Raw genomic sequence first — 25,248 nt, 5'->3', positions numbered from 1 at the left:
GAAGGTATGCACGGAAACTGTTGTCGCTCGTGCAGGATCAGTAGACGCCCCACCGGCCGCAATGTCTGATCCGGCTGCCGCATTCCGATGACCGAAAGGAATCTGTGATGGACCTGGCCTTGTCGACGACCCTGCACACCACCTTCGACGACGCGATCGAACGCACCACAACGGCGCTTGCCGCCCAGGGATTCGGCATCCTCACCGAAATCGACCTGCGCGCGACCATGAAAGCCAAACTGGGCGAGGAGATGGAGGACTATCGCATCCTCGGCGCGTGCAACCCATCCCTGGCCCACCGCGCCGTCGACATCGACCGGCAGATCGGAGTATTGCTGCCCTGCAACGTGGTGGTACGCCGCGACCGCACGGCAACCGATTCCATCATCATCGAGGCCATGAACCCGGCGCTGATGGCCACGGTCACCGGCGAACCCGCACTCGACCCCGTCGTCGCCGACGCCACCACTCGACTGCGCGCGGCGATCAGCGTGCTCGCCGAGGGCTGAACGCACAGCCGTCCGCGGCTCAGGGCGAGGAGAAGACCGATCGCATCGTCGCGCGCCAGTCGTCGAGCAGCCGGTCTCGGTGGTTGGTGCTCAGAATCGTCGTCAACGCCAGGCCGCGAAAATAGGTGAGAGTCATCTCGAAGACCGAATCGAAGTTCTCCGGCAGCGGGCCTTCGAGATTGCGCGTGATCGACTCGCGGATGCTGCCGTGCAGATCACGTTGATGGCGTAGCAGCGCGCCGCGGAGATCGGCATCGGTCCGGGCCGCTACCCACAGTTCCAGCACCGCGCCGAACAGTGGGGTCGCGAAGCTGTGCCACAGCACCGTCATCCAGTCCTCGGCGGCGGCCGGTTCCGAGTAAGCGAGGACCTCGTCTACCTGCTGATCCGACAGGTGGCGCACAGCGTCGACGAGCAGGTGCGCCTTGTTCGGGTACTGGTGCAGCAGCGCCCCACGGGAGACACCGGACCGGCTCTGGATCGCGCCGATACTCGTGGCCGCGTAGCCGTCCTCGATCAAGGAGTCGACCGCGGCCTGGAGGATGCGTTCACGTGTGCGGCCGCTACGGGCGGCGTCGCTACGCCGCCGACCTTCCGTGGGTGATGCCATGGATGCATCCTCCCAGGCATTGACAACAGTACGATTGGACTGTTTCATTGGCGTCGGTCGCCGCGGTCGAAGCGGCACGAAATCATGAAAGAGCTCGTCGCGCGGTCGCTGTAGACCGAGCGCAACGATTCGAGGTTCTGATGTCTGGTTCCACAGTTCTCGTCGAGCGTGACGGCCCCGTCGTCCTGATCGGCATCAACCGCCCCGACGTCCGCAACGCGGTCGACGGCCCGACCGCGGCGGCGCTGGCGACCGCATTCCGGGAGTTCGACGCCGACCCCGACGCCGCCGTGGCGATTCTGCACGGAATCGGCGGAACATTCTGCGCGGGAGCCGATCTCAAGGCCCTCGGTACCGAACGTGGCAATGTCGCCGGAGTCGAGGGTGACGGTCCGATGGGGCCGACCCGGATGCGCTTGTCCAAGCCGGTTATCGCCGCGATATCCGGATTCGCGGTCGCGGGCGGACTGGAGCTGGCGATCTGGGCCGACCTGCGGGTCGCTGACGAGGACGCGGTTCTCGGCGTGTTCTGCCGTCGCTGGGGCGTGCCGTTGATCGACGGAGGCACGGTCCGACTTCCCCGGCTGATCGGCGAGAGCCACGCGATGGATCTGATCCTGACCGGCAGGCCGGTCGACGCCACCGAAGCGCTCCGGATCGGCCTGGTCAACCGGATCGCCCCCAAGGGCAAGGCACTGGCGCTCGCTCGGGAACTCGCCCACGAGCTCACCCGGTTCCCGCAGACCTGCATGCGCCAAGACCGCCTGTCCGCGCTCGAACAAGCGGGATCGGACGAAACCACGGCACTCGCCAATGAATTCACCCATGGAATGACCTCGTTCCAGGCCGACACACTCGCCGGTGCGGCCCGCTTCGCGGCGGGTGCGGGCAGGCACGGCGACTTCACAGCACTCACCACGGAAGGATCGGCGCACTCATGACGTCATCACTGGCAGGTAAGACCGCGATCGTCAGCGGCAGCGGGCGCGGCATCGGGGCGGCTATCGCCCGCAAACTCGCGGCCAACGGGGCGGCTGTCGTCGTCAACGATCTCGACCCCGAGGCAGCCCAACAGGTGGCCGACGAGATCGTCGGCGCAGGCGGGCGGGCGGCGGTTTGCGCCGGTAGCGTCACCGATCCCGAGTTCGGCGCGCGTTTCGTCGCCACCGCTGTTGACTCCTTCGGTGGGCTCGACATCATCATCAACAATGCCGGCTACACCTGGGACTCTGTTGTGCAGAAGATGACCGACGACCAGTGGGACGCCATCCTCGACGTTCACCTGAAAGCGCCGTTCCAGATTCTGCGTGCCGCCCAGCCCGTGATCAGCACGGCGGCGAAACGTGAACGGGCGGAGGGTAATCCGATCACACGCAAGGTGGTCAACATCTCCTCGCTGGCCGGGCTCTACGGCAACGCGGGACAGGCCAACTATTCCGCGGGCAAGGCCGGAATCCTCGGTCTCACCAAGGCCGTCGCCAAAGAATGGGGCCGCTACCGAGTGACGGTCAACGCAGTCGCTTTCGGCTTGATTCAGACCAGACTCACCGAATCGGCCACCGAGGACACCACGATCGACATCGCCGGACAGGAGATCAAGGTCGGCGTCAATCCGATGCTGCTCCAAGCAGCCCAGCACATCGCTCCCTTGGGCCGCCTCGGCACCCCGGAGGAAGCGGCGGGCGCGGTCTATCTGCTGTGCTTGCCGGAGTCGGATTACATCACCGGCGAAGTGCTCGCGTGCAGCGGCGGCCTGGTCGGCTGAGGCCCATCCTCGACCTGCGATGCCCGGCGCAATGGGGCGGTCGGCAGTGGTCAGCCGCGTGGTGCGTACATGATGACCGCGACGCCGACCAGGCAGATCGCCGCGCCGGTGACGTCCCAGCGGTCGGGGCGGAACCCGTCGAGCGCCATCCCCCACAACAGCGAACCGGCGACGAATACCCCGCCGTAGGCGGCGAGGATGCGTCCGAAGTTGGCGTCGGGCTGCAATGTCGCGACGAACCCGTATATGCCGAGTGCGATGACGCCTGCCCCGATCCAGGCCCAGCCGCGGTGCTCGCGCACACCCTGCCAGACCAGCCAGGCCCCACCGATCTCGGCGATGGCGGCCAGGACGAACAGCAGGATCGAGCGCACCACAGTCATGAGCAGAGCCTAGAAGTCGGCTGCGACCGGCTGGTCACCGTGGTGTCCACCCTCAACCAGGATCGGAGACAATCCACTCTTTTCTGAATACAGATCTAGATGTACTGTTTGGTTATGGAGATATTGCCGGTGCTACACACCGACGCGCTGGCCCGATTCGGGCACGCGCTGTCGGACCCGACTCGTACCCAGATCCTGCTGAATCTGCGCCAGTCGCCCGGATACCCGTCGCAGCTCGCCGAGCGGATCGGGGTATCACGCCAGATCTTGTCCAATCATCTGGCCTGCCTACGTGGATGCGGTCTGGTTGTCGCGGTTCCCGAAGGGCGGCGCAGTCGTTACGAGCTCGCCGACGCTCGCATCGGCGCCGCGCTCGATGATCTGCTCGGACTGGTCTTGGCCGTAGATCCGGCGTGCTGCCCGGATGCGGATTCCGAGGGGTGCTGCTGATGGCCTCGCTCGGTATGCCCTTGTTCGCTGTGACGGTCGGACCCGATCCGGCGCGTAAAGCGTTGTTGTCGAAGCGGATTCGCTGGTTCGTCACCGCGACGATCACCTACAACGTGATCGAGGCGATCATCGCCCTCGCCGAGGGTGTTCGGGTGTCCTCCACCGCGCTGATCGGGTTCGGTCTGGATTCGGTGATCGAGGTGTCCTCCGCCGCCGCGGTCGCGTGGCAGTTCGCCGGACGCGACCCCGAGAAGCGGGAGAAGGTCGCACTGCGCATCATCGCGTTCTCCTTCTTCGCCCTCGCCGCCTACGTCACCATCGACTCGCTACGCGCCCTGTTCGGCATCGGCGAGGCCAGGCACTCCACGGTCGGGATCGCGCTGGCCGCGGCCAGCCTGGTGATCATGCCGGTCCTCTCGGCCGCGCAACGCCGGGCCGGACGTGAACTCGGATCTGCCTCTGCCGTGGCCGATTCCAAACAGACGCTGCTGTGCACCTATCTCTCGGCGGTACTGCTGGTGGGGTTGTTGCTCAACAGCCTGCTGGGCTGGTCGTGGGCCGATCCGATCGCGGCGCTGGTGATCGCCGTGATCGCCGTGAAGGAAGGTCTCAACGCCTGGAAAGGCGATATCTGCTGTGCGACACCACCGATCGGTGCCGCCGCGAAACCCACCGCCCAGGCCGATGCCTGCGCCTGCTGCGACGACTGAAATCGAGGAAGAACAATGGCCGCTTGGCTGGCATCGGCGCTGTACCTGCTCTTCGGGGCCTTGGGATTCGGATGGCGCAGCTGGCGACAGCACCGTGCCACCGGTTCCACCGGATTCCGGGGCATCAGCGGACGACCCGGCTCCTTGGAATGGTTCGCCGGTGTCGGATTCATCGCCGCGATCGCAGTCGGGCTCGCAGCCCCGGTTCTCCAGCTGGTCGATGTCGTCGCGCCGATCGCGTGGCTGTCCTCGGCCCCGATCCAAGCCGCCGGGACGGTGCTCGCGCTCGCCGGGATCGCCGCGACGCTGTACGCGCAGAACCAGATGGGGGAGTCCTGGCGAATCGGCGTCGATGCCACCGAGACAACAACTTTGGTGCACACCGGGGTGTTCGGGATCGTGCGGAACCCGATCTTCACGGCGATGCTGGTCTTCGCCACCGGTGTCACGTTGCTGATCCCGAACGTCGTCGCGATCGCCGGGTTCGTGGTGCTTCTGGTGACTATCGAACTGCAAGTCCGGGTCGTCGAGGAGCCGTATCTGGCCCGGGTGCACGGCCCGGGATATCAGGCGTATCTGGCGGCGACGGGCCGGTTCGTTCCCGGCATCGGCAGAGGGAGCGTGTAGTCGGGCAGAGTTGCCGCTCCTCACTTGTTCGGGCGAAGAATGTCATCGAGTTGCTGCTCGAGGCGATCGAGCGCCGCACGGGCCGCCTCGAGCTCAGCCTCCAGCCGGGCGATCGTGGCCTCGTCCATCAGCGGTGGGGTAGTTGAGGGCTGCGGCTCACTCGGTGGCACCGCCGTCCGGCCCGGAGGTGGCGGCGCTGCCGCGCTGCCACCGGGCGGGGTCGCGAGATTGCCGGTGGCGGGGCCGAATACCTGATCGAGCGCCTCGGCGAGGGTCGGTGCGTAGCCGACTCTGACTCCGCCGGTGCCCGGTTCCCGGTAGCTGGCCAATACGCGTGCCAGCTGCGGGAAAGTCGACCCGTTCGGGGCCGTCGATATCCGTTCGGTGAACAGCGGTTCGACATAGAGCACGCCGCCGTCGGCGATCGGCAGGGTGAGCAGGTTGCCGTACTGGATGCGGTTGGAGCGCTCCAGCAGGGTTCGCTCGGAAGCCACTCGCGTGTCGGAGATCATCGAGTTCTGAATCTGTTGTGGTCCTTGGGTGAGCGTATCGGTGGGCAACTGCAGAATGCTGAACTTGCCGTAGTTCTCCGGGTCGGAGTGCACGGAGATGTACGCGGACAAGAACTCCCGTTTGAACCCGACCATCGCACTGGTCAACCGGAACGAGGGCGCGGCGCTGTCCGGGTCACCGAGCAACACGTAGAAGGGCGGCTGCTGGGGATTGGCGTCGACGGTCGGATCGCTGGGAACCGACCAGAAGGCGTTGTTGGTGAAGAACTCCCGTGGTTCGTCCACGTGGTAGCGGGCGAGCATGTCGCGCTGGATGACGAACAGATCCTCCGGGTATCGGAGATGCGCGCGCAGGTCGTCACTGATCTTCTCCGCGGGTTCGACGGTGCCCGGGAACACTCGCATCCACGCGGACAGCACCGGGTCGTCGGTGTCGACCTGGTACAGCGTCACGGTGCCGTCGTAGGCGTCGACGGTGGCCTTGACCGAGTTCCGCACGTAGGAGATCTCGGCCGGATCGCGCAACGATCTGCTGTCATCGCGGGCGAGCGCGGCCAGCGAACTCCGCGCGGCATAGGGGTAGCCGTCGATCGCGGTGTACGCGTCCACGATCCAGACGATCCGGCCGTCGACGACCGCCGGATACGGGTTGTTGTCGACAGTGAGCCACGGTGCGACCAGCTCGACACGCTCGCTCGGGTCACGATGGAAGATGATCTTCGAATCAGGCCCGATCGCCTTGGCGAAGAGAATGTTTCGTTCAGCGTAGGTCGCGGTGAAGGCGAGCCGGTTGAACCAGTTCCCGATCGGGACACCGCCCGCACCCGTGTAGGTGTACTTGGTCGTGTCGGTGTCGTACTCGCGCGCCTCGGTGCCGCCGCCGACGATGGCGTAGTCGGGATCGGCCCGCGCGATCACCTCACCGAAGTAGATGCGTGGCTGTTCGACCGGGATCACCTGGTCGCCGGCGCGTTGGGAGGCGATGTCGCTGACCGCGTAGATCGGATACCCACTGTTACTGGCCGAACTATCGCCCGACGCTTCCCGGACTGCCGCGTTGACCCGGTTCGCCGGCGCTGCGACGAACCCGTCACCGTGGGTGTAGACGGTGTGCCGATTGACCCAATGGGACTGATTGCCGCTGAGCGCGCTCGGGGTCAACTCCCTCGCCGCGACGACATAGTCGCGCAATTGGCCGTCGATCCGGTAGCGGTCGAGGTCCAGATTCTCCGGGAAGCTGTAGAAGTTCTTGAGCTGCTGCTGCTGGGTGAATGTGCGGGAGAGAACATGCGGGTCGAGCAGCCGGAGATTGGCGATCGTGGTCGCGTCGGCGGCGACCTCGGGTGGCGGCCTGGAACCGACACCTGGATACGGCCGGTAGTCGACCATGTCGCCGCCGATCCCGTAGGCCTGCCTCGTTGCCGCGATATTGCGTTCGATATAGGTGCTCTCCCGGTCGGCGGCGTTGGGCCGCACCGAGAACTGCTCCACCGCCAGCGGCCAGATGCCCCCCGCCACGATCGACGACAGCAACAGCAGGACAGCGGCCATCGCCGGGACCCGGAGATCGCGGATCACCACCGCCGAGAAGACCGCGGCAGCGCAGATCAGGGCAATCGCGAGGAGAATGAACCGGGCGGGCAGCACGGCATTGATATCGGTGTAGCCGGCGCCGGCGAACGTCGGTTCCCGCCGATGGCTCGACAACAGCGCATACCGGTCGAGCCAATACGCAGCGGCCTTGAACACGAAGAACAGGCCGACGAGCACCGCGAGCTGTATGCGCGCCCCATGACTGAGACCGATCGATTTGCGAACCGGACGGAGCCCGCCGAACAGGTAATGCGTTGCCAGACAAGCCAGAAACGCGAAGAGGACGGCGACGAACAGCCAGCTCAAGATGAGTCGATAGAACGGCAGATCGAAGACGAAGAAACCGATATCGACCCCGAATTCGGGGTCGCGCTCGCCGAACGACCCGCCGTGCAAGAACAACTGCACCGTCTCCCACCTCGACTGCCCGATGAGACCACAGATCAGCCCGAAGCCGACGGCGATCCCCAACCCGAAGCGCAGCGGCCACCGGCCGACCACGCGGCGGTACTCGCCGAGCGGGTCGTCGGTGCGTGCGGTGGGAAAGAAGACGGGACGAGAGCGGTATGCCAGCCACATGGCGACGAACACGGCGCCACCGAGACACACCGCGATCACGGCGAACAGCGACAGCTTGGTGAGGAGCACGGTCAACCAGACACCGCGGTAGCCGACCTCGCCGAACCACAGCCAATTGACGTACGCGCCGATCAGACGCGGCACGGTCAGTAGCAACACGAAGAGCACCGTGGCGGCCGTCAGCATCAGTCGGAGTCTTCGGGGAACCCGTCCCGAAGCGGAGTCGTCTCGTGCGCTCATCTGCCGCTCCTGTGACCACGCCGGATCACCTGACCGACGGCGGCCATCTGGTGGCAATTCTACTCGCCGGGCTACTGAGCAGCGTGGTCAGCGCGTTTCAGCAGGAAGGTGGAGGTGGCGCAGCCCTTCGGCATCGATGATGTCGATCGTCTCGTCGCCGATGTTGATCAGGCCGTGTCGTTCGAATTCCTTGACGGTCTTGTTCAGCGACGGGCACGGCACACCGAGCATGGCGGCGAGGGTGCGTTGGTCGAGTGGGACCGACCCGTCGACGGCTCCGTCGAGCAGCAACTGGGACACCTGGATGGGCAGCGGGCGGCCGAGAATGTTGATCAGCTGTGCCTGAACTGCCGAAAGGCGTTGTGCCACACTGGAAAGCCAGCGGCGCGCGATCGCTGGATGGCCGGCGAGCACGGCGTCGAAGTCGGCGGCGGGCAGGAACAGGCATTCCGACTCGGTGAGCGTGCGCGCGGTGTAGGGCAGCGGCATTTCCAGCAGCAGTGCGATGTCGCCATCGACATCGCCGGGGCCGAGCACGTCGACGACAGCGTGTTGGCTGCCAGAACCGACGGACAGTTCGATCTGCCCGTGCCGCACGATCCACACACCGTCCGGTGGCGCGCCCGCCGAGAACACCGGCGACCCGGCGGGCAAGGATTTGAGCTCGAGCCGATCGGCGAGCGCGGTGAGTCCTCCGGCGTGCAGGGGAGCGGTGGGACCCCGGCCCACGCACCGCGCACCCCACGCCGCGTGCCGTAACTGATCGTCGTAGAACGACTCCTCACCGGTCGTGCGGACCAGGTGGGAGAACATCCGGTGGCTGTGGATCATCGCTGGCTCCAGGTGGGTGATTCGGGCGAACCTGTCATCCCCGGTGACAATTATCCTCGCAATGACGACAGAACGCGATCAACTGAGAACCACAGCTCCCGATCCGTCTCGAGCGGGTTCTCAGCCCGGCGGATAATTCCGCGTGCGCAGCAAGCCGGCGAGATGGGCGGCATTGCGGGCCATGGTTGTGGTGGTCGCGCGCACCGCGTCCGGGGTAGCGGGCAGGTCGTTGTAGTCGACACTGCCCATCGCCTCACCGTTCCAATAGGTGCAACCCTGCGCGGGGATGGTGAATCCGATGTCGTCGAGCGCCTGGAAGGTGTCGGCGGCGATCTTGTGCGCGCCGTCCTCGTTGCCGACGATCGCGGCGATGCCCACCTTGCCGAACATCGCGGGTCTGCCCGCATCGTCGGTGCTGGACAGTTCGGCGTCGAGCCGCTCGAGGACCCGCTGCGCGATCGAGGACAGATGTCCCATCCAAGTGGGGGTAGCGAGCAGGACGATGTCGGCGTCGAGGACGCGGCGCCGGATCTGCGGCCATTGGTCGCCGTCGCCCTCGTCGGCGCTGACGCCGGGGCGAATGTCGAAATCGGCGATCCGCACCGACTCGCCCTCGATGTCGTGTGTGGCCAGCTCGGCCAGGACCTGATCGGCGATGAGCGCACTGCTCGACGCGGCGGGTGACGGCTTGAGCGTGCAGACCAGAGCAAGGGCGCGCAATGGGACGGTCATCGCCAGATCCTTTCTCGGGATTCTTCCTGCCCGGCGAATGCCCGCACTCGGTTCCGGTAATCCGCGGGCCGTCGAGCCGATTGCGGGACGCGTGCCGGGGTAATACCCCGGCACGCGTCGAACCTCGCGTGAAGGAGGCAGGCGGTGGGCAGGCACGAACACGTACTCACGGTCGGCGTCGAAGAAGAATTCCTGTTGACCGATCCCGGTACCGGCGCACCGGCGCCGAAGAACACCCAGGTCGCCGCGGCGGCGCGACAGATCGGCATCGACCTGCAATTGGAGCTCACGAGCTGTCAGGTAGAGACCAGCAGCAGCGTGCACTGCGACATCGGCGAACTGCTGACCGAGCTGCGCACTTCCCGCCGCCGGGTCGCGGCCTGCGCGGTCGACCACGATGCGCGTCTGCTCGCGGTGGCCGTCCCGCCGACGGTGCCCGAGGGCTATCCGGTCACCGACACCCCGCGTTACCAGCGGATCGCGCACACCTTCGGGATGCTCGCCCACGAGCAGGGGCTGTGCGGCTGCCACGTGCATATCGGTGTCCCCGATCGCGAGACCGCGGTGTTGGTGAGCAACCATGTGCGGCCTTGGCTGCCGGTCCTGCTGGCCATGACCGCGAATTCGGCTATCTACCGCGGCTTCGAGTCCGGGTACGCGAGCTGGCGCAGCATTCTGTGGCGACGCTGGCCCAGCGCGGGACCGCCACCATTTTTCGCCTCGCTCGGCGACTACGATTCGATCGTGGCCATGATGCGGTCCAGCGGCAGCATCCTCGACAACAAGATGGTGTATTGGGATGTCCGTCCGTCGGAGTCGTTCCCGACGGTCGAGATCCGGGTCAGCGACATTCCCGCCACTGCCGAGGAATCAGCGCTGCTCGCTGCCCTGATCCGAGGACTCGTCGGGACGGGCCTGCGGTCTATCGCACAGCACGAAGCCGCGCCCGCGGTGTCGGGGGAGCTCCTGCGCGCCGCGTACTGGAATGCCGCGCATTCCGGCCTGGACGGCAACGGTCTCGACCTCGTCGACGGGATTGTCGTGCCGCAACACGAGCTGATGGGGCGCCTCGTCGAGCACGTCGAGCCCGCCCTACGCGAGTGCGGTGACCACACCTTCGTCACCGCGGCGATCGCCGCGCTGTACGCGCGCGGCAACGGCGCGCGGCGACAGGTGCAGGCATTGCGCGCACGAGGCGAGATCGCCGATGTGGTAGCCGAATTGGGTCGGGCGACGCTCGAGGGGTGTGACTGACCGCAGCACAGTGTCCCTGATCTCTAACCGGGCGTCTCGTCGCGCACACCTCGTATTCGGGCGAGGCTGTGGAATTGCCCTTCGTGTATGTCGTTCACCCACTCCCAACCGGGCTCAACCGATTGACCGACCCGCGGGTCGACGGGAACACGGGCGTCACGCAGGGCGTGCACGTAAGCCCGATCCCGTTCGATCCTCGCGCGTACCTGATCACCCCTACCGACCGACCCGTGACCAGGGATGACGACATCAACGTTGTCCACCACGCCCTCGAGCAGCCGCAACCCGGCGAGATAGTCCTCGATGGGATCTGCGGCGTCCAGGTCGAGCATCGGAACGAAGAGATCGGAGAGCATATCGCCGGCGACGAGAACCCCGAGTTCTTCGACCACCAGCGCCGCATGGCCTTGGGCATGTGCTGGATGCTCGATAATCCGGACCTCAGGGCCATCCCAAGGGATCTGCGCAGTGCCGGCACGCAGACCGGTAATGAGGCCGAACGGGTCCAGCGGTATCTCCTCGGCGATTTCCGGCGGGAACCCCTCGGCAACGCTGGTCTTCCAGTCCGCATCCGACCGCACGTCCTGCATAAAAGTGGCGCAGCGGGCCGTACCGTAACGAGGCGCATCGCCGAGCTCGGCATGCCAGAGCACGTGATCCCAATCAGGATGCGTCGAGAACCCGGCTACAACGGGCTGGCCCAACTCGCGAAGGTCGTTCGCCAGGCAGACCATTTCAGCGTTTGTTATCCCGGGGTCGACGAGTAACACACCGCCCGTGCCCTGCACGACAACGGTGTTGTTGCGGAGTATCTCGCTCTGGTGGACCAGTACACCCTCCGCCACCTGCTTCAGCATGGGGCGCCTCCCTCTTGTGGTCCGCCACCGCGCTGGGCCGCCGGGCGGAAGCGAACGCTGAGCTCCTCGTTCGGAGCACCATCGTGCACACGATCGAGGCGTACGGGTGCGCAGCCCGGCTTGTCGAACAACCGGATGCCGTCGCCGAGCAGGATCGGCACGATGTGCAGGTCGAGCTCGTCGATCAGGCCGCGCTCGATCAGCTGCGCGCCGATCGAAGCCGAATGGATCTCGACATTCTTGCCGCCCGCAGCTTCCAAGGCGATCCGCACGGCCTCGGCGACGTCGCAACTGAGGAACGTGACATCCGCGTCCGGCGTGGCGTCCTCGGGGTGGTGAGTGAGGACGAAGACCGAGCCCTGCCATGCATCACCGCCACCGTAAGGGCGAGCTCCGGGAAACGCGTCCCAGCCGTCACGGCCACCGAGCACAGCGCCGGTGGTCGCGGTGTACTCCTGTTCCAGCCCGGGCTTGCCGGAGAACCCAGCCATCCAGTCCATCTCGTGGTTCGGGCCCGCGACGAACCCGTCGAGCGACATCGTGAAGTGCCAGAGCACCTTGCCGGCCGCGGTCTGTGGTTCCAGCTGAGGGGTTGTGTTCATATCGGGTATGACTCCGCCGGTCAGCGAAACTCATCGGTGCGGCGGCGTTCTGGCGACAGCGGTTCGCGGCGTCCTGAACCAGGCAGGTGCGCTCGTGGTCAGGATCGAATCCGCAGCGCCACCTCACGCGAGGTCGGTGCCCCCATTACGGCGTTCGGCTGTTCCGGCGTCGGCGAGACGTCGCGAATACCACTGCTCCCAGTGTTCGGTACAGATGTCCTCCACAGACGTCACCAGCGTGGCAGCATCTTCGGCTGCCCCGTACGGGGCAGCGCCGACGCAGAACAAGGCAACCTCACGTTGTATCGCGTAGACGACTCGCTTCCTGTTTGCCCAGTTCTCTTTCCAGCCGAACAGTTGCCGGCAGCCGTTGAGAACGATGGCCAACGAGCCGAGGAACACTATCCATTTGGTTCCGACTCCGAATGCGGCAACAGCCGGAATCGCCGCAGCGACCACCAGACTGAGGATCTCCAGCGCCCCATACCGCAGTCGAGCCTCGTGCCCGGCTCGAACGTGCCGCATCCACGCGGTCACCACCGACGGAGGGACGGAGGCGCCCCTTGGGGTTCTTGCCTGAAGCAACCAGTCCATGGAGCCTGGGACCAGAACATCGGCTGACATCGCGAGTCCGCCGTCTACTTCCGGTCCACCTGCAATCGGGTGGCCCGCACGCGGCGGTCTTTCGTCTTGCGAGCTCATCGCATCTCATATTCCGGCGGTCGTCGGGCTCAGTCCGGCGACACCCATGGCCGCGTTTGCGCCGGGTAGTTTCGGTTGGGAATCGGCCGAACAGGCCCCACCTGCGCCGAAAAACGAGGTCGTTTCCATGACGAGTCCTTCAGTTCGCGACACCCTGAGAAGGGCGTTGTGCAACCCCCCAGCTATGCCACGGCCGTTAGATGTGCCTCCCTACCTGTACTCGGCCGGGGGCGCACATCGCGACGTGTCATGACGATCAATGCGTATTCGTTGGTGCTCTGTTCACTCATCGTGTTCGCCGGGGTCGCAGTTGTCATGAGTGGTCGACTACCTGCCTTAGTGTTATTCACCAAACGAGCTGGGGCGTAGTCCTCGGACCGGATACCGCGGAGATCCCTTTGCCGAGATCGAACGTCGCCCGTGTGTACCGACCAACCCTCCGCGTCAGCCAGCAACTCCTCGGCGGCCGACCAGACACCGCACTGCGACACCCAGACAAGGCCGCCGGCTATCGGAACTCACTCGAGAAGCCGGATGTTTCATCGGGTGACAGCCTTGGTGCTGACGCAGCAGACGTCGTTGGTGGTGGGTTGACGCATGCGGTGGGGGAGGGGAAGAGGGTGGACCCGGTCGGATATAGATCGAACAGGTGCGCCGTTCGTCACGATGAAATATCGTGAAAGTGGTTGCGAGTCAGGGAAAAGTGAGCTGGCTGGCTCTCTCATTCGTACGGGCACGGCACGCCCGAATCGGGTTGCCACGAACACTCACAGCCGAGGTGAATCCATCATGTCGTCCGGTCAGTTCCTCGTCGGTTTGGCCGTCATCGTTGTCATACTGGCCGTCATATTGCTCGGTATCGTTAGAACCGAGCTTCGGAAACGAAGCAGCGCTGGTGAAGTGCAGGTCGCTCTCGGAATGACAGAAGCGGAAGTTGTTGCGCTGCTGGGCTATACGAATAAGCAGGTAAGCACCGAAGAGCTCCTCGCGAGTTACACAGCCGTTGTCACGGACGGGAAGTTGCCCAGTCAGCGCTTCTGGAGCTATCCCAACAAACCGCGCGGATACGACACCGATCTCGCATTTCAGGGCGATCAACTCGTGCGTGTGCGGCAGACGTTGAGGCGAACGGGCGAAGTCGTTCGAGATGAGGAAATGTAGGACCCGGTCGGCGCACAAGCGGACAAGATCTTCATGGCTATGCGGCAGCTACCTCCCGGCGAAGCCGAGGATATTCAAGCGGGCAGGATTGCCGGTGCACCGTGACCATCACTCGGTGCCGTGTCGATGTTATCAGGGCAGTCTGAATGATCAATCCTGTTCTTCGACAGGATATTTGGTCTTAGAGTTGATCTGCCGAAAATCGGCGACAGGGCATCGCCAACGTCAGAGTGAAGGGTGCCTCGGGCGTCAACGCCCAGGATGTGCTCGGTTGACCAGACCGGTCTGGTGGGCGATGACGACGAGTTGTGCACGATCGCGAGCCTGCAGTTTGTTCATGGCGCGTTGCACATGGGCGCGGACGGTGAACGGACTCACGAACAGTTGCTCGGCGATCTCGTTGTTGGACAGTCCTGTTGCGACCAGCATGGTCATTTCGCGTTCTCGCGGTGTGAGTGCGTCGAGTAGCTCGGACGTGTGGTCGGCCGCGTGGTCGGTTGGCGTTGCCAGAAAGCGAGCGATCAAGCTGCGCGTTGCCGCGGGAGACAGGAGGGTTTCTCCGTGTGCGATGGTGCGGACGGCGTCGAGTAGTTCCGCTGCGCCGATGCCCTTGCCGATGAAGCCGCTCGCGCCCGCGCGGAGCGCCTGCGCGACGTAGTCGTCGGTCTCGTAGGTGGTGAGGATCAGGACGCGGCTGTCGTGCAGTTGTGGGTCCGCGCAGATCTGTGCGGTGGCGGTGAGGCCGTCGGCATCGGGCATCCGGATGTCCATGATGACCACATCGGGGTGCAGTTCGCGGGTGAGGCTCACCGCTTGTCGGCCATCGGCGGCCTCACCGACCACGCTGATGTCGTCGGCGGAGTCGAGGAGCGTCCGAAACGCTTGGCGCAGCAGGGCCTGGTCGTCGGCGAGTAACACTCGAATCGTCATGGGGGACCACCGTTCTCTGCGTCACCGACGCGCCCAGCGGCTGAATTGGCGTCGGTTACCGGCTTGTCGACAGCCGCCGCGTACTCGGGCGTGAGCGGCAGCTGGGCGGAGACGATGAAGCCACCCGCCGGGCTGTCAGTGGTGAACAGTTGGCCTCCGATCGCTGTGGCGCGTTCTCGCATACCGATCAGCCCGTAGCCCGATGGCCGGTCCGATCGCGTCACCGCACTCGGCTCGAGCAGCCGTTTCGGTGCGGCCTGCGAGTCCGGTCCGTCGTCGGTGACGGCAATGGATAGCCGGTTGCGGCTCCAGGACAAGTGGATTCGAGCGCTGCTGGTCCCGGCGTGTTTGCTCACGTTGGTCAGGGCCTCCTGGATGATCCGGTAGGCAGTGAGATCCACGCCAGGTGGAAGCGGTGTGGGCGCGCCTTCGTGGTCCATCGTCACTTGCAGTCCCGCACGGCTGAACGACTCGAGGAGCAGGGGAAGCTGGGACAGGCCGGGCGACGGTTCGGCGGAAGCGTTCGCGTCCCCGGCCTGGCGTAGCAGCCCGACCGTGGCCCTCAGGTCGTCGAGGGCGTTTCTCGTGGTCTCGATAATGTTGTGCAGGTTCGAGCGAGTCTGTTCAGGATGAGAGTCGAACACGTGCGCGGCAACCACTGCTTGGGCGTTGGCGAGCGTGATCTGGTGGGCGACGACATCGTGGAGCTCGCGCGCGATGCGTACCCGTTCCTCGGCAACGCTGTGGCGCGCCTCACTCTCCCGGCTCTTCTCGGCGCGCAGGGCTCGCTCTTCCATAGCCGCCAGGTAGGCCCGTCGGCTCTGCGTCGCGTTACCGAGCGCTGCGGCGATCAGCGGCAGCGCTGCCACGGACACCAGCCTGCTGCTGTCCTGCCAGGACAAGCCATCGAGAAACGGGGTCACCGCGACCAGCAATGCCACGGCGGGGAGCAGGACCGCGATCGTCACCCTGGGCTCGGTATGCACTGCCAGCGCATAGGCAGCGATCGCGACCGGCACCACGATCAGCGGGGTCAGCAGCAGTCCCGCGGGCGCGGCCAGCATCCCGCACGCTGTGGTTACCGCGACCACGCCCACGGGCGCCCGGTGCCGCACGAACAGCGCCGCACACGAGACCCCCGCGACGACATAGGTGGCGATCGGTGGCCATCCCAGGGTGTCGTCGAGGTGAAAGATCCCGCCGGATAGGCACAGCAGGAACGCTGTCGCCAGGACCAGCGCCTCGCGCCACGACGTCGGTCGTCGCGCCACCTGGCGAGTGGCCGTCACCTGATCGGGGAACGCTGCGGGGTCGCCCAACACCTCGCCCAAGATACGCGTCCGAAGCCTCCCTCGACCGCGTGGCGCTCGACCCGGTACGTACGCACCAGGCGTGCGCGGCCGTCTGGTGCAGCAGCACTAGCGGCGATCGGTGACGAGAGACGATGTCCGCCAGAAGTTCCGCTGGAACTGTTGTAGCCAGAACGTCGCCACGGCGCTACCCGGGGCGGATCAGTTCTGGTGAGGAGCCAATTTCGATGCAGCAGAACATAACCGACGGTGCGAACGTCGGCCTTCATTCCAGGTGGAGCTGGCGCCTACTCGGTCTCGTGGCGGTCCTGGCTCTGGTGAACTTCGTGGTGGACTCGGCTATCGGCGCACCGCTGATCGTCCTGCCCGAGATGCTCGACCATTTCGGCACCGACCAGGCGGCGTGGCTCAATGCCACCGCGATGCTGGCGGGAGTGATGTGGGCGCCGCTGCTCGGGAAGAGCGCTGACATCTACGGCAAACGTCGAGTGCTCGTGTCGGCATTGCTGATCAGTTGCGGGGGTGCGCTGATCTGTGCGGTGGCCCCGACGATGTGGGTCTTCGTCGTGGGACGCATGTTGCAGGGAGCCGCGTTGGCCGCCATGTTCTTGTCGGTCGCGATCGTGCGAACCGTGTGCACGCCACGCCTGGCCATGATCATCGTCGGCATCGTGACCACCGGCACCGCGGTGCTCAATGTCGCCTCCCGGTTTCTCATCGAGCAGCTGGCGACGGAGTTCGGCTTCCAGATCCTGTTCCTCCTCTCCGCTGTGATCGCGGTCGCGATGGCGATCTGCGTGCGTTTCCTGGTTCCCGAATCACTGGTGAAGACACCGGGCCGGCTCGATATCGCGGGTGCTCTCCTGCTCGGGGGTGGCCTGCTCGGTGTGCTCGGCTACATCAGCATGGGTCCCGACCTCGGCTGGTCCGCCATCGGCCCGCTGACCCTTCTCTTCGGTGGGGTCGTGGCGTTGGCCAGATGGTTTACGGCCTCGAGCCGAAAGCCTGACCCGCTGATCGACGTCGGAAACCTCGGCAGGCCACTGATTCTCACGCTACTGGTCGTCTTCCTCGGTGCGGGTTCTTACCAGAGCATGCTGCAGCTCATTCCCCTCATCGGTGATATCTCGGCGGACCAGCACTTGGGCTACGGACTCGCAGATCACGGGTCAGTGGCGCTGCTACTCGCGGCACCGGCCGTCGGCGTCATGCTCGGCGGTCCGGTGGCCGGATGGTTGGGTACGCGTATCGGGCCTGCCCGGACCTTGGCCGGGGCGGTCATGCTCGGAACGGTAGCCACCATCGGGATGTTTCTCGGTGCTTCGCAGCTACTCGCGGCGCTGTGCTTCGCGTTCTTGCTCGGTGTCACGGTCGCCGCGTTGGGCGCGTCGGGATTCAACATGGCAGGCAACTTGGCGTCGGCACAACGGCAGGGCATCGTGTCCAGCCTGGTCATGGTGATGGTGTCGACCGGGGCCGTGGTGTTCAACTTCGTCGGCGCGGCTGTCCTCGCATCGACCACGGTCGTCGTGGACGGCGAGACAGTGAACTCGGCTACCGGTGTATTCAGCTACATAGCGATCGCCACCGCGGCATTCGCGATCGCCGCGATAGTCGTCGCCGTTCTCGTACGAACCATGCGCCCGGAGCGTCAGACGCCCGCGCCGAGACTCGAGCCCGAGATTGTCGGATGAACCGCGAAACGCGCGAATGAGCCCTTCCCTCGACAATCCCCTGAGAAGCACAGGAGTTGACATGAATACCGGATCGAGAGGAACCGTCCTGGTTTCCGGCGCGAGCATCGCGGGTCCCGCGTTGGCGTTCTGGCTGCACAAATATGGCTTCACGGTGACAGCGGTCGAGAAGTCCGCCGGTGTGCGCGACGGCGGATACCCGATCGACGTGCGTGGCACCGCCGTAGCTGTCGCTCACGGGATGGGCATCCTGCCGCAACTACAGCAAGCCCATATCGACACGCGGCGGGTGACCTTCCTCAATGCCGACGGCAGTCGAGCTGCGGTCGTGCATCCGCAAGCAGTGGTCGGGGGTATCGACGGACATGACCTCGAGATTCCGCGAGGGACGCTGACGAACGTGCTCTACGCAGCAGTCCGCAACAACGTGGAGTTCGTTTTCGACGATTCCATCGACGCACTCACCGAACACGATCACGGTGTCGATGTCACCTTCCGCAGCGGCGCCCAACGCAGTTTCGACCTCGTAGTCGGCGCTGACGGACTGCACTCACGAACGCGGGCACTCGCCTTCGGCCCCGAACAGCACTACCTGCGCTACCTCGGCTACTGCTTCTCGATCTGCGCCATGCCCAATACCTTCGGGCTCTCGCACGAAGCACTCATCTGGAACACCCCCGGACGAGCCGCTGCGCTCTACGCCGTCGGAGACGGCAGCGACGTACACGCCCTGCTGACCTTCGCCCACTCCGAACCATCGCACGAAGTCCTTCGCGCTGCCGATACTCGCCGTGAGCTGATCTCCACCGTCTTCGGCGACGACGGATGGAAGATACCGACCATTGTCGATGCCATGCACCACGCCCCAGACCCCTTCTTCGACACGGTAAGTCAGATCCATATGCCGCAATGGTCCAGCGGGCGTGTGGCACTCGTCGGCGATGCCGCCTACGCGCCGTCGTTCCTGACCGGGCAAGGGTCGAGTCTCGCCCTCGTCGGCGCCTACATGCTCGCCGACTCCCTGGCCGCACACGACGATCACACCACCGCCTTCACCGCCTACGAGCGCGCCAGCCGCGGATTCGTCGACCTCAACCAAGCGCAGATCTCCACCGGCGAGGCGGCACTGATTCCCACCACGGCCGATGCTCTGGAAGCTCGCAACCACAGACTCCGCAGCCTCACCACATCGCCGCCGACCACAGGGCGACCGGCCCATACAGCACTCACGTTGCCCGATCCCAGACCCGCCGCGGTGAGATCTGAGATCGCCGTTCATCGTAAGTGAATCGTCAGGTCCGCTCGATGTCGCCAGGTCGACGTGGCACGACACGTTCGGCGTGCCACGTCGCCCGGAACGCACTCGGGTGCTGCGCAGTCAACCCCCGAGCATCAGTCATTCGCAGTCGCCGCCTCGCTGGATCGGCCCCGCCGAACAACTGCGGTTCGTGTTATCGACGCTCTGAAAATTACTAAGCCTCAACATATTCCGTGCCTGGTGCCAAAGGAATCCGCGGCAGGCCCGGCAGGCCGACCAGGTCGGCCATCAGATTCATGTGGTGGTCGAAGTATTCAGCTCGCGCGTCGATCGTGTCGTTCAATCGGCCGAACACCTCGAAGTTGACCAGGCCGAACAGCTGGGTCCAGCCGACGAACACGAGATCGAGCCGTTCCGCCGGGAGATCACCCGGGTGTTGGTCGATCAGGCGGGTCAGGTCGGCGCGGACCGGTGCTGGGATCGGGGCTCGAGACGGCACCGGCGCTAGGGTTTCCGCGCCGTCGATGGCGATGTCTACCAGTAGCAAGACCACTTTCGCGGCAGGGGCGATGGTCTCCGGCGGCGCCGCGTAATCGGGCAGCGGATTGCCGTAGAGCAGGCCGTACTCGACCGGATGTGCCAGAGCCCAGCTACGCACTGCGTGGCAGGCGGCCAACCATCGACCGCGCAGGTCGTCGCGAGGCGCGGCTGCTTCGGCCTCGATCGCCGCCTCGCCCAGGGTCTCGTATGCCTCGATGATCAAGGTGGTGAGCAGGGCGTCGCGGCTGGGGAAGTATCGGTAAAGCGCCGAGGCGGCGATTCCCATTTCCCGTGCGACGCCACGCAGGGACAGGTTCGCGCCCTGGGTGGCGAGTTGTCGGCGCGCGACTTCCTTGATCTCTCGGGTCATCTCCGAGCGGACGCGGGCCCGCAACGACTGTGCGGTCATGGCTTCTAGTCTCGCACAGATTCGAGAACGTCAGAAATATTCGAGAACACTGTTCTTGACTCGGCTGCCGCGCGATGAGTACGGTGTTTGTATTCGTTAACACTGTTCTCGGAGAGAGTGCGACCCATGACCCTTCACGTCATCGTCGGAGCCGGCCCAGTCGGCCGCGCCACTGCCCGATTGCTCGCCGACGCGGGCCAACGAGTGCGTCTGATGACCCGCAGCGGCGGGGGGCCGGAGCACGACAGGATCGAGCGCGTCGCCGCCGATGCGACTGATTTCGACACGCTGGCCCGGCACGCCGAAGGTGCTGTCGCGCTGTACTGCTGCGCGGGTCCGGCCTATCACCGGTGGTCTACCGACTGGCCGCCGCTCGGCGCCGCGCTCGTACATGCCGCGGAGTCCAGCGGTGCAGTACTCGTCACCACGGGCAACCTCTACGTCTACGGCCGGGTCGACACGCCGATGACCGAACAGTCCCCGTTGCGCCCCAACTCGGTGAAGGGCCGGGTGCGGGCCGAACTGTGGACCGTCGCACTGGCCGCACACGAAGCCGGGCGCATCCACACCGCTGAGGTCCGCGGCTCGGACTATCTAGGTGCGGGCGCGGTTTCGGTGGCTACTGCCATGGTGTTGCCGAACGTGCTCGCCGGCCGACGGGCTTGGGTACCAGCCGATCTGGACGCGCCGCACAGCTGGACCTACGTCGGTGACGTGGCTCGTACCCTTGTCGCCGTTGCCGCCGACGAACATGCGTGGGGCCGACCATGGCACGTACCGACGCCGCCGCCGCTATCGGTTCGCGAGTTGGCAAGCCTCGCCGCCGATCTCGCGGGTGCATCGCCCGCCAGGGTGTCGGAGATGCCCGGTTTCGTGATGCGTTCGGCCGGGCTCTTCAACTCCGTTGCCAGAGAAGCGCTCGAGGTCCAATATCAGCTGCGGTCGCCTTTCGTGCTCGACTCGTCCGCCGCTACCGCCGCGTTCGGGATCGAACCCACCCCTACCGGCGAGGCACTGCGCGAAACAATCGAAACCTTGCGCGCACCAGCGACGACCATTTGAGCCGCGAGTGATCAGGAGCGGGGGTCCTCCGCCGCAGGACCAGCCCGAGGCGCACCTGTCCATCACCCGGCTGATGGCTCACGGCCGAGTCGGTCACGCGGTGGGCGAGAAGAAGGCTGATCGCTCGAACTCGCGGTGGCGCACCGCGTGGACGAACGCGGTGTATTCGAGGTGATCGAAGGAGAGCCTGGCGGTCCCGGCTGAGGCTCTGCATTCCGGCGCGGCGCTGAATTCATAGAGGCCGTCGGGTCTTCGATCGATTATCAGAGCTCCCCGGACGGGTCGGCCTGCCCGGATCGCCTGTTGGAGGCCTTCGAACTGGCGGTGGTCGAGGCTCAGACATTCGTCGAGTGGGACAGGTTGTGCCGCAGTGTCGAGGGGGTCCCCGAGTTTGTCGTCCCAGATGAGGGTGCGGTGGTTGTCTCGGTAGACCATCACGCACGCCTGTTGCGGGGAACTGGCGGCCGCCTTGCGGAAGTGGTGGGCGGTCGGTGTCGGCAACGCCATGGTGGATCCTTTCGAACAGCGCTGTCGGCGGCGGTGCCGACAGCGCGGGTGCGCGCTAGGGGAGGCTGCCGACCGCGGCGAAATTGCATGGGCGGGCGTAGTCGTCGTGGTCGATCGGCTGGTCGGGTCGCCAGTCCGTGGCGTAGGTGATGCCCGGGTCGGCGATGGTCCACCCGTCGAAGAAGGTCTCGAACTGCCGGCGGGTGCGCAGCGTGACCGGTGTGCTGGCATCGGTGAAGACCGCAGCGCCTGCGGCAACCTGTGCTTTGATCTTCGGGCCCGCGTCTTCGAGGGACACATGTGTCATCGCGATGTGGCTACCGGGCGCGAGTGCGTCGCGCAGTTGCGCGACGAGCTTGCCGGGTTCGCTGGCATCGGTGACCCATGGCAGCACCGAAACCAGTAGCAGCCCAACGGGTTCGGTGAAGTCGATCAGGCGTTGGGTGTCGGGGTGGGCGAGGATGCGTGCCGGCTCGCGCAGATCGGCGTCGACCATCGCCGCAGTGTCGCCGATGCCTTGGTCACGCAGCAGGTCGCGGGCGCGGTTGATTGCTTCTTCGTCGTTGTCGACGTACACGACGCGGGTGTCGGGCGCGAGCTCACGAGCGACTTCGTGGGTGTTGCCGCCGGTCGGCAGGCCTGACCCGATATCGAGGAACTGGCGAATTCCGGTGCCGGACATGTAGCGAACGGCGCGTGCCAGAAACCGGCGATTGTGCTGGGCCCACATCGGGTAGAAGGGGATATCGGTGTAGAGCCGCTGGATGAACGGCAGATCCGATTCGAAGATCACCTCGCCGGTCACCATGTGGTGATAGATGCGTGCGGAGCTGGGCTTGTTGGTGTCGATCTGGCGGGGCTCGAAGTCACTGTAGGACACGGTGTTTCCTATCCGGTTGCGGTGTCGCCGGTCTATCGCTGGATGGTCGGTCGGCTGCGGAGGCCGCGGACGAGGTGTTCCATGAACTGACGGGAGTCGTGGGGGCTCAATGCGGTCATCGTCAGACGGTTGAAGATCTTGTCGCGGATCCCGACAGCCGGTTTGTCATCGATGTAGCGGATCTCGCCCTGGGCTTCGATCACGGCCATCTCGAGATCGCCCGCGGCCCCAGGGGAGGGCACACGAACCAGGATGTAGCGGTCCTCCATGCCCGCGCCGGGTGCTTGGTGGGTGAAGGGCATGACCTGGATCTGGATGTTGGGGCGGCCCGACAGCTCGAGGAGATGAGTGATCTGGTCGAGCATCACCGCGTCCCCACCGTAGGTGCGGCGCAGGCAGGACTCGGACAGGATGGTGTGGAACTCGGGTGCTCCCCGCTTGAGAAGGATTCGCTGACGCGCGATTCGGGCTTGCACGTAGTCGTCGACGGTGACCGCGTCCGGATCGTCGGGGTCGGGTTGCAGGGGTTCGTGCAGCGCGCGGATGTAGTTCTCGTGCTGTAGCAGGCCGGGAACTATCTCGGCACCGGTCTCGCGTAGGCGATCCGCCACATCCTCGAGATCGACGAGAAGTCGCAGTTCCTCGATGTAGGCGCGGCGGTAACCGGAGTTCCAGAATCCGCGGCGGTGGCTGTCTTCGCGTAGATCGAGCAGGATCCCGATGTAGCTGTCGTCGGTGACGCCCAGCGTTCTGACCAACTCGTCGAGCGCCTGAGCGCTCAGGTTACCGGTGCCGCTGATCACCGCCGCGATGCGGGACTGGCTGACCCCGATCATCTTCCCCGCGTCGGCCTGGGTAGTTCGATTCCGGCGCAGGAGCGCGTCGATCTCTCGACCTAGCAGCACTTTTCGTGCGGTTCGTGCCATGGATCCCACCGTATCGGGATGCTGAGCGGCGGATGCCGCCAGTTTCGCAATCCTGATTATCAGGTTAGATTATCAACCACGATTATTTGGCGAACAAGTCTGAGGGTGAGTCCGCACTGTGACATACCCTGCGGCGCAAGAAGAGTGGGGCCCACTCATGGACGTCACCGACCCCGAAACCCTGCGCACCGATCCCGATACCGGGGCCGCGAACAGCTGGGGGCAGCGACTTCGGACCTATCGCCGCGCTCGATTAGGGCTCAGCCGTGGGGATTTCGCCGAGCTGATCAACGATCGAGCCCGCCGGGACAGCATCAATGTCGCGTGTTCGGAACGCCACGTCGCGCGCTGGGAGCTCGGCGAGGTCCGCAGGCCGAGCAAGTCCTACCGTGCCCTGCTGGCTGTGCTCGGCGCACCCGTTCCAGAGGTCGTGTCATCCGCAGACCCGAATGCCGGGTTGGCTCGGGATGTGGTGTCATGGTCGCCCGAAAGCCCCCGTACCGGTACACGTCCCGGCGCGCACGCGACTTTGCTGGAGGCTCTCGCGACCGCCGTTGTCGGTTCTGCTGACATCCTGACGCCCTGGCTGCCGTCTCTCGATGTTTCCGAGATACCGAGCCACACAGGTCAACTCGATCTCGATACCGTGCGCAGCGCCACCACGGAATTACGTGAACTCGACCAGCGACACGGTGGCGGCTCAGTCGCCCGCACGGCCGTCGATCTCCTGGAATCGACGACCGCGCTGCTGGCCCAGTACCGGGGGCACACGACTCTCGCGCACTCACTGCTGGTCGCCACCGCCGACCTGGCCCGTCTGATCGGATGGGCCTACCACGACATCGGTGATCAACATCGCGCGCGCCAATACGCCACCATGGCTTTGGTTTCCGCGCGGCGGGCGGGTGCGGACAGTCTGGTGGCGTCGACGCTCTACGTTCTGGGACGGATCAGCTTGACCGAGCGCGACCCACGCGTTGCCCTGCGAATGTTTCAACTCGGGCAGCTGCCCGCCCAAGACGCCACCGGCGGTGGGGAATCCGCGCGCTTGTATGCCAATGAGGCATGGGCGCATGCCATGATGGGCGACGTCGGCCGGATGCGGACCGCGCTCTCGCGTGCCGAAGAAGAGATGGCGATGGTCGCAGACCCCGTCGACCCGTGGACCCGGGTGTTCTTCACACCCGGAGAGTTCACCGGTATGCAATCGGTGATCTACAACGAGTATGCCCTGACAGCCCGCGGACAGACCGCTGAACACTACACATCCGAAGCCGTCGACGCCGCCCGAGCCTCGTTGGCCGCGTCCACACCGAGACGGCCGGCCCGCAGCATTCTGTTCGACAACATCACTATCGCCACGGGCACCTTCCGCCTCGGCCAGATCGACGATGCGGTCTCCTTCGCGACAGCTTCGCTGGAGATGACCGGCCAGGTCGACAGCCGGAGAGTCGGCGACCGACTGGGGCAGCTGGTGCACGCCGCGACCCTCGCGTCCTCGCGATCCGATGTCCGGGATGTTTGCCATGCGATCCGGCGGACAGTCCGCACCGACCGGAGCGCTCCGCAACCGATGACTCGACACCGTCTCGCGACCGCATAGCAATGGGGGTGC

The 25,248-nt window shown here is 65.4% G+C and carries 26 protein-coding genes; 12 read left to right on the top strand and 14 right to left on the bottom strand.

Annotated elements, in window-relative coordinates:
• Positions 1–107 precede the first annotated feature (107 nt).
• Positions 108–509, top strand: a complete 402-nt coding sequence (locus tag ACFWPK_RS09630; protein WP_378914173.1) for a DUF302 domain-containing protein — start codon at positions 108–110, stop codon at positions 507–509.
• 19 nt (positions 510–528) lie between these two features.
• Here the strand turns inward: ACFWPK_RS09630 and ACFWPK_RS09625 are convergent, their stop codons facing one another.
• Positions 529–1,119 (bottom strand): TetR/AcrR family transcriptional regulator, encoded by a 591-nt coding sequence (locus tag ACFWPK_RS09625; protein ID WP_378914172.1) that lies wholly within the window; start codon positions 1,117–1,119, stop codon positions 529–531.
• Between the two features lie 140 nt (positions 1,120–1,259).
• On the opposite strand from ACFWPK_RS09625, the gene ACFWPK_RS09620 reads away from it, so the two are divergent.
• The gene (locus tag ACFWPK_RS09620) at positions 1,260–2,060 is read left to right on the top strand and encodes a crotonase/enoyl-CoA hydratase family protein (protein WP_378914171.1); all 801 of its coding nucleotides are present in this window, start codon (positions 1,260–1,262) and stop codon (positions 2,058–2,060) included.
• Entirely contained in the window at positions 2,057–2,884 is an 828-nt protein-coding gene (locus tag ACFWPK_RS09615; RefSeq protein ID WP_378914170.1) for an SDR family NAD(P)-dependent oxidoreductase, read from the top strand. The genes ACFWPK_RS09620 and ACFWPK_RS09615 overlap by 4 nt, the downstream gene beginning before the upstream one ends.
• Positions 2,885–2,934: 50 nt before the next feature.
• On the opposite strand, the gene ACFWPK_RS09610 is transcribed toward ACFWPK_RS09615, so the two are convergent.
• Entirely contained in the window at positions 2,935–3,267 is a 333-nt protein-coding gene (locus tag ACFWPK_RS09610; RefSeq protein ID WP_378914169.1) for a YnfA family protein, read from the bottom strand.
• 114 nt (positions 3,268–3,381) lie between these two features.
• Here ACFWPK_RS09610 and ACFWPK_RS09605 point away from each other — a divergent pair, with 114 nt between their 5' ends.
• The 3 genes from ACFWPK_RS09605 to ACFWPK_RS09595 are packed head-to-tail and all read left to right on the top strand — an operon-like array spanning position 3,382 to position 5,054.
• Positions 3,382–3,717, top strand: coding sequence for an ArsR/SmtB family transcription factor (locus ACFWPK_RS09605; RefSeq protein ID WP_378914168.1), 336 nt, complete (start codon positions 3,382–3,384; stop codon positions 3,715–3,717).
• On the top strand, positions 3,714–4,427 hold the full coding sequence (locus ACFWPK_RS09600; RefSeq protein ID WP_378914324.1) for a cation transporter: 714 nt from the start codon (positions 3,714–3,716) through the stop codon (positions 4,425–4,427). The genes ACFWPK_RS09605 and ACFWPK_RS09600 overlap by 4 nt, the downstream gene beginning before the upstream one ends.
• Before the next feature lie 15 nt (positions 4,428–4,442).
• The gene (locus ACFWPK_RS09595) at positions 4,443–5,054 is read left to right on the top strand and encodes a methyltransferase family protein (RefSeq protein WP_378914167.1); all 612 of its coding nucleotides are present in this window, start codon (positions 4,443–4,445) and stop codon (positions 5,052–5,054) included.
• 20 nt (positions 5,055–5,074) lie between these two features.
• On the opposite strand, the gene ACFWPK_RS09590 is transcribed toward ACFWPK_RS09595, so the two are convergent.
• The 3 genes from ACFWPK_RS09590 to ACFWPK_RS09580 form a co-directional block, all read right to left on the bottom strand.
• Positions 5,075–7,978 (bottom strand): UPF0182 family protein, encoded by a 2,904-nt coding sequence (locus tag ACFWPK_RS09590; RefSeq protein WP_378914166.1) that lies wholly within the window; start codon positions 7,976–7,978, stop codon positions 5,075–5,077.
• An 87-nt stretch (positions 7,979–8,065) separates the two neighbouring features.
• Positions 8,066–8,809 carry a Crp/Fnr family transcriptional regulator gene (locus ACFWPK_RS09585; RefSeq protein ID WP_378914165.1) on the bottom strand — a complete coding sequence of 248 codons (744 nt, stop codon included), beginning with the start codon at positions 8,807–8,809 and terminating at the stop codon, positions 8,066–8,068.
• A gap of 120 nt (positions 8,810–8,929) precedes the next feature.
• Positions 8,930–9,541 carry a flavodoxin family protein gene (locus ACFWPK_RS09580; protein WP_378914164.1) on the bottom strand — a complete coding sequence of 204 codons (612 nt, stop codon included), beginning with the start codon at positions 9,539–9,541 and terminating at the stop codon, positions 8,930–8,932.
• A 144-nt stretch (positions 9,542–9,685) separates the two neighbouring features.
• Between ACFWPK_RS09580 and ACFWPK_RS09575 the strand changes: the two genes are divergently transcribed.
• Positions 9,686–10,795: a glutamate--cysteine ligase gene (locus tag ACFWPK_RS09575; RefSeq protein WP_378914163.1), complete on the top strand. Its 1,110-nt coding sequence runs from the start codon at positions 9,686–9,688 to the stop codon at positions 10,793–10,795.
• Between the two features lie 23 nt (positions 10,796–10,818).
• On the opposite strand, the gene ACFWPK_RS09570 is transcribed toward ACFWPK_RS09575, so the two are convergent.
• The 3 genes from ACFWPK_RS09570 to ACFWPK_RS09560 form a co-directional block, all read right to left on the bottom strand.
• On the bottom strand, positions 10,819–11,652 hold the full coding sequence (locus ACFWPK_RS09570; protein WP_378914162.1) for an MBL fold metallo-hydrolase: 834 nt from the start codon (positions 11,650–11,652) through the stop codon (positions 10,819–10,821).
• Positions 11,646–12,254 (bottom strand): dihydrofolate reductase family protein, encoded by a 609-nt coding sequence (locus ACFWPK_RS09565; RefSeq protein WP_378914161.1) that lies wholly within the window; start codon positions 12,252–12,254, stop codon positions 11,646–11,648. The genes ACFWPK_RS09570 and ACFWPK_RS09565 overlap by 7 nt, the downstream gene beginning before the upstream one ends.
• A gap of 123 nt (positions 12,255–12,377) precedes the next feature.
• Positions 12,378–12,779, bottom strand: a complete 402-nt coding sequence (locus ACFWPK_RS09560; protein ID WP_378914323.1) for a DUF4231 domain-containing protein — start codon at positions 12,777–12,779, stop codon at positions 12,378–12,380.
• Positions 12,780–13,745: 966 nt separating this feature from the next.
• On the opposite strand from ACFWPK_RS09560, the gene ACFWPK_RS09555 reads away from it, so the two are divergent.
• A complete protein-coding gene (locus ACFWPK_RS09555; protein ID WP_378914160.1) occupies positions 13,746–14,117 on the top strand; it encodes a hypothetical protein in 372 nt (123 codons plus the stop codon).
• A gap of 249 nt (positions 14,118–14,366) precedes the next feature.
• Here the strand turns inward: ACFWPK_RS09555 and ACFWPK_RS09550 are convergent, their stop codons facing one another.
• Both ACFWPK_RS09550 and ACFWPK_RS09545 read right to left on the bottom strand, forming a co-directional pair.
• Positions 14,367–15,047, bottom strand: a complete 681-nt coding sequence (locus tag ACFWPK_RS09550; protein WP_378914159.1) for a response regulator — start codon at positions 15,045–15,047, stop codon at positions 14,367–14,369.
• A complete protein-coding gene (locus tag ACFWPK_RS09545; protein WP_378914158.1) occupies positions 15,044–16,369 on the bottom strand; it encodes a sensor histidine kinase in 1,326 nt (441 codons plus the stop codon). The genes ACFWPK_RS09550 and ACFWPK_RS09545 overlap by 4 nt, the downstream gene beginning before the upstream one ends.
• A 215-nt stretch (positions 16,370–16,584) precedes the next feature.
• On the opposite strand from ACFWPK_RS09545, the gene ACFWPK_RS09540 reads away from it, so the two are divergent.
• A complete protein-coding gene (locus ACFWPK_RS09540) occupies positions 16,585–18,051 on the top strand; it encodes an MFS transporter (RefSeq protein WP_378914157.1) in 1,467 nt (488 codons plus the stop codon).
• A 61-nt stretch (positions 18,052–18,112) separates the two neighbouring features.
• Entirely contained in the window at positions 18,113–19,339 is a 1,227-nt protein-coding gene (locus ACFWPK_RS09535; RefSeq protein WP_378914156.1) for an FAD-dependent monooxygenase, read from the top strand.
• Between the two features lie 184 nt (positions 19,340–19,523).
• On the opposite strand, the gene ACFWPK_RS09530 is transcribed toward ACFWPK_RS09535, so the two are convergent.
• The gene (locus ACFWPK_RS09530) at positions 19,524–20,258 is read right to left on the bottom strand and encodes a TetR/AcrR family transcriptional regulator (RefSeq protein WP_378914155.1); all 735 of its coding nucleotides are present in this window, start codon (positions 20,256–20,258) and stop codon (positions 19,524–19,526) included.
• Positions 20,259–20,384: 126 nt separating this feature from the next.
• Between ACFWPK_RS09530 and ACFWPK_RS09525 the strand changes: the two genes are divergently transcribed.
• Positions 20,385–21,320, top strand: a complete 936-nt coding sequence (locus ACFWPK_RS09525) for an NAD-dependent epimerase/dehydratase family protein (RefSeq protein ID WP_378914154.1) — start codon at positions 20,385–20,387, stop codon at positions 21,318–21,320.
• A 93-nt stretch (positions 21,321–21,413) separates the two neighbouring features.
• On the opposite strand, the gene ACFWPK_RS09520 is transcribed toward ACFWPK_RS09525, so the two are convergent.
• The 3 genes from ACFWPK_RS09520 to ACFWPK_RS09510 are packed head-to-tail and all read right to left on the bottom strand — an operon-like array spanning position 21,414 to position 23,633.
• Positions 21,414–21,827 (bottom strand): hypothetical protein, encoded by a 414-nt coding sequence (locus tag ACFWPK_RS09520; protein ID WP_378914153.1) that lies wholly within the window; start codon positions 21,825–21,827, stop codon positions 21,414–21,416.
• 55 nt (positions 21,828–21,882) lie between these two features.
• On the bottom strand, positions 21,883–22,707 hold the full coding sequence (locus tag ACFWPK_RS09515; protein WP_378914152.1) for an SAM-dependent methyltransferase: 825 nt from the start codon (positions 22,705–22,707) through the stop codon (positions 21,883–21,885).
• Between the two features lie 32 nt (positions 22,708–22,739).
• Positions 22,740–23,633, bottom strand: a complete 894-nt coding sequence (locus ACFWPK_RS09510; RefSeq protein WP_378914151.1) for a helix-turn-helix domain-containing protein — start codon at positions 23,631–23,633, stop codon at positions 22,740–22,742.
• Between the two features lie 118 nt (positions 23,634–23,751).
• Here ACFWPK_RS09510 and ACFWPK_RS09505 point away from each other — a divergent pair, with 118 nt between their 5' ends.
• On the top strand, positions 23,752–25,236 hold the full coding sequence (locus tag ACFWPK_RS09505) for a helix-turn-helix domain-containing protein (protein WP_378914150.1): 1,485 nt from the start codon (positions 23,752–23,754) through the stop codon (positions 25,234–25,236).
• Positions 25,237–25,248: the final 12 nt, after the last annotated feature.

The sequence above is a fragment of the Nocardia sp. NPDC058519 genome, assembly GCF_042719755.1.
Classification (GTDB): Bacteria; Actinomycetota; Actinomycetes; order Mycobacteriales; family Mycobacteriaceae; genus Nocardia.
The sequence above is the reverse complement of the archived record's forward strand: the minus strand, read 5'-3'. Positions and strand labels throughout refer to the sequence as shown.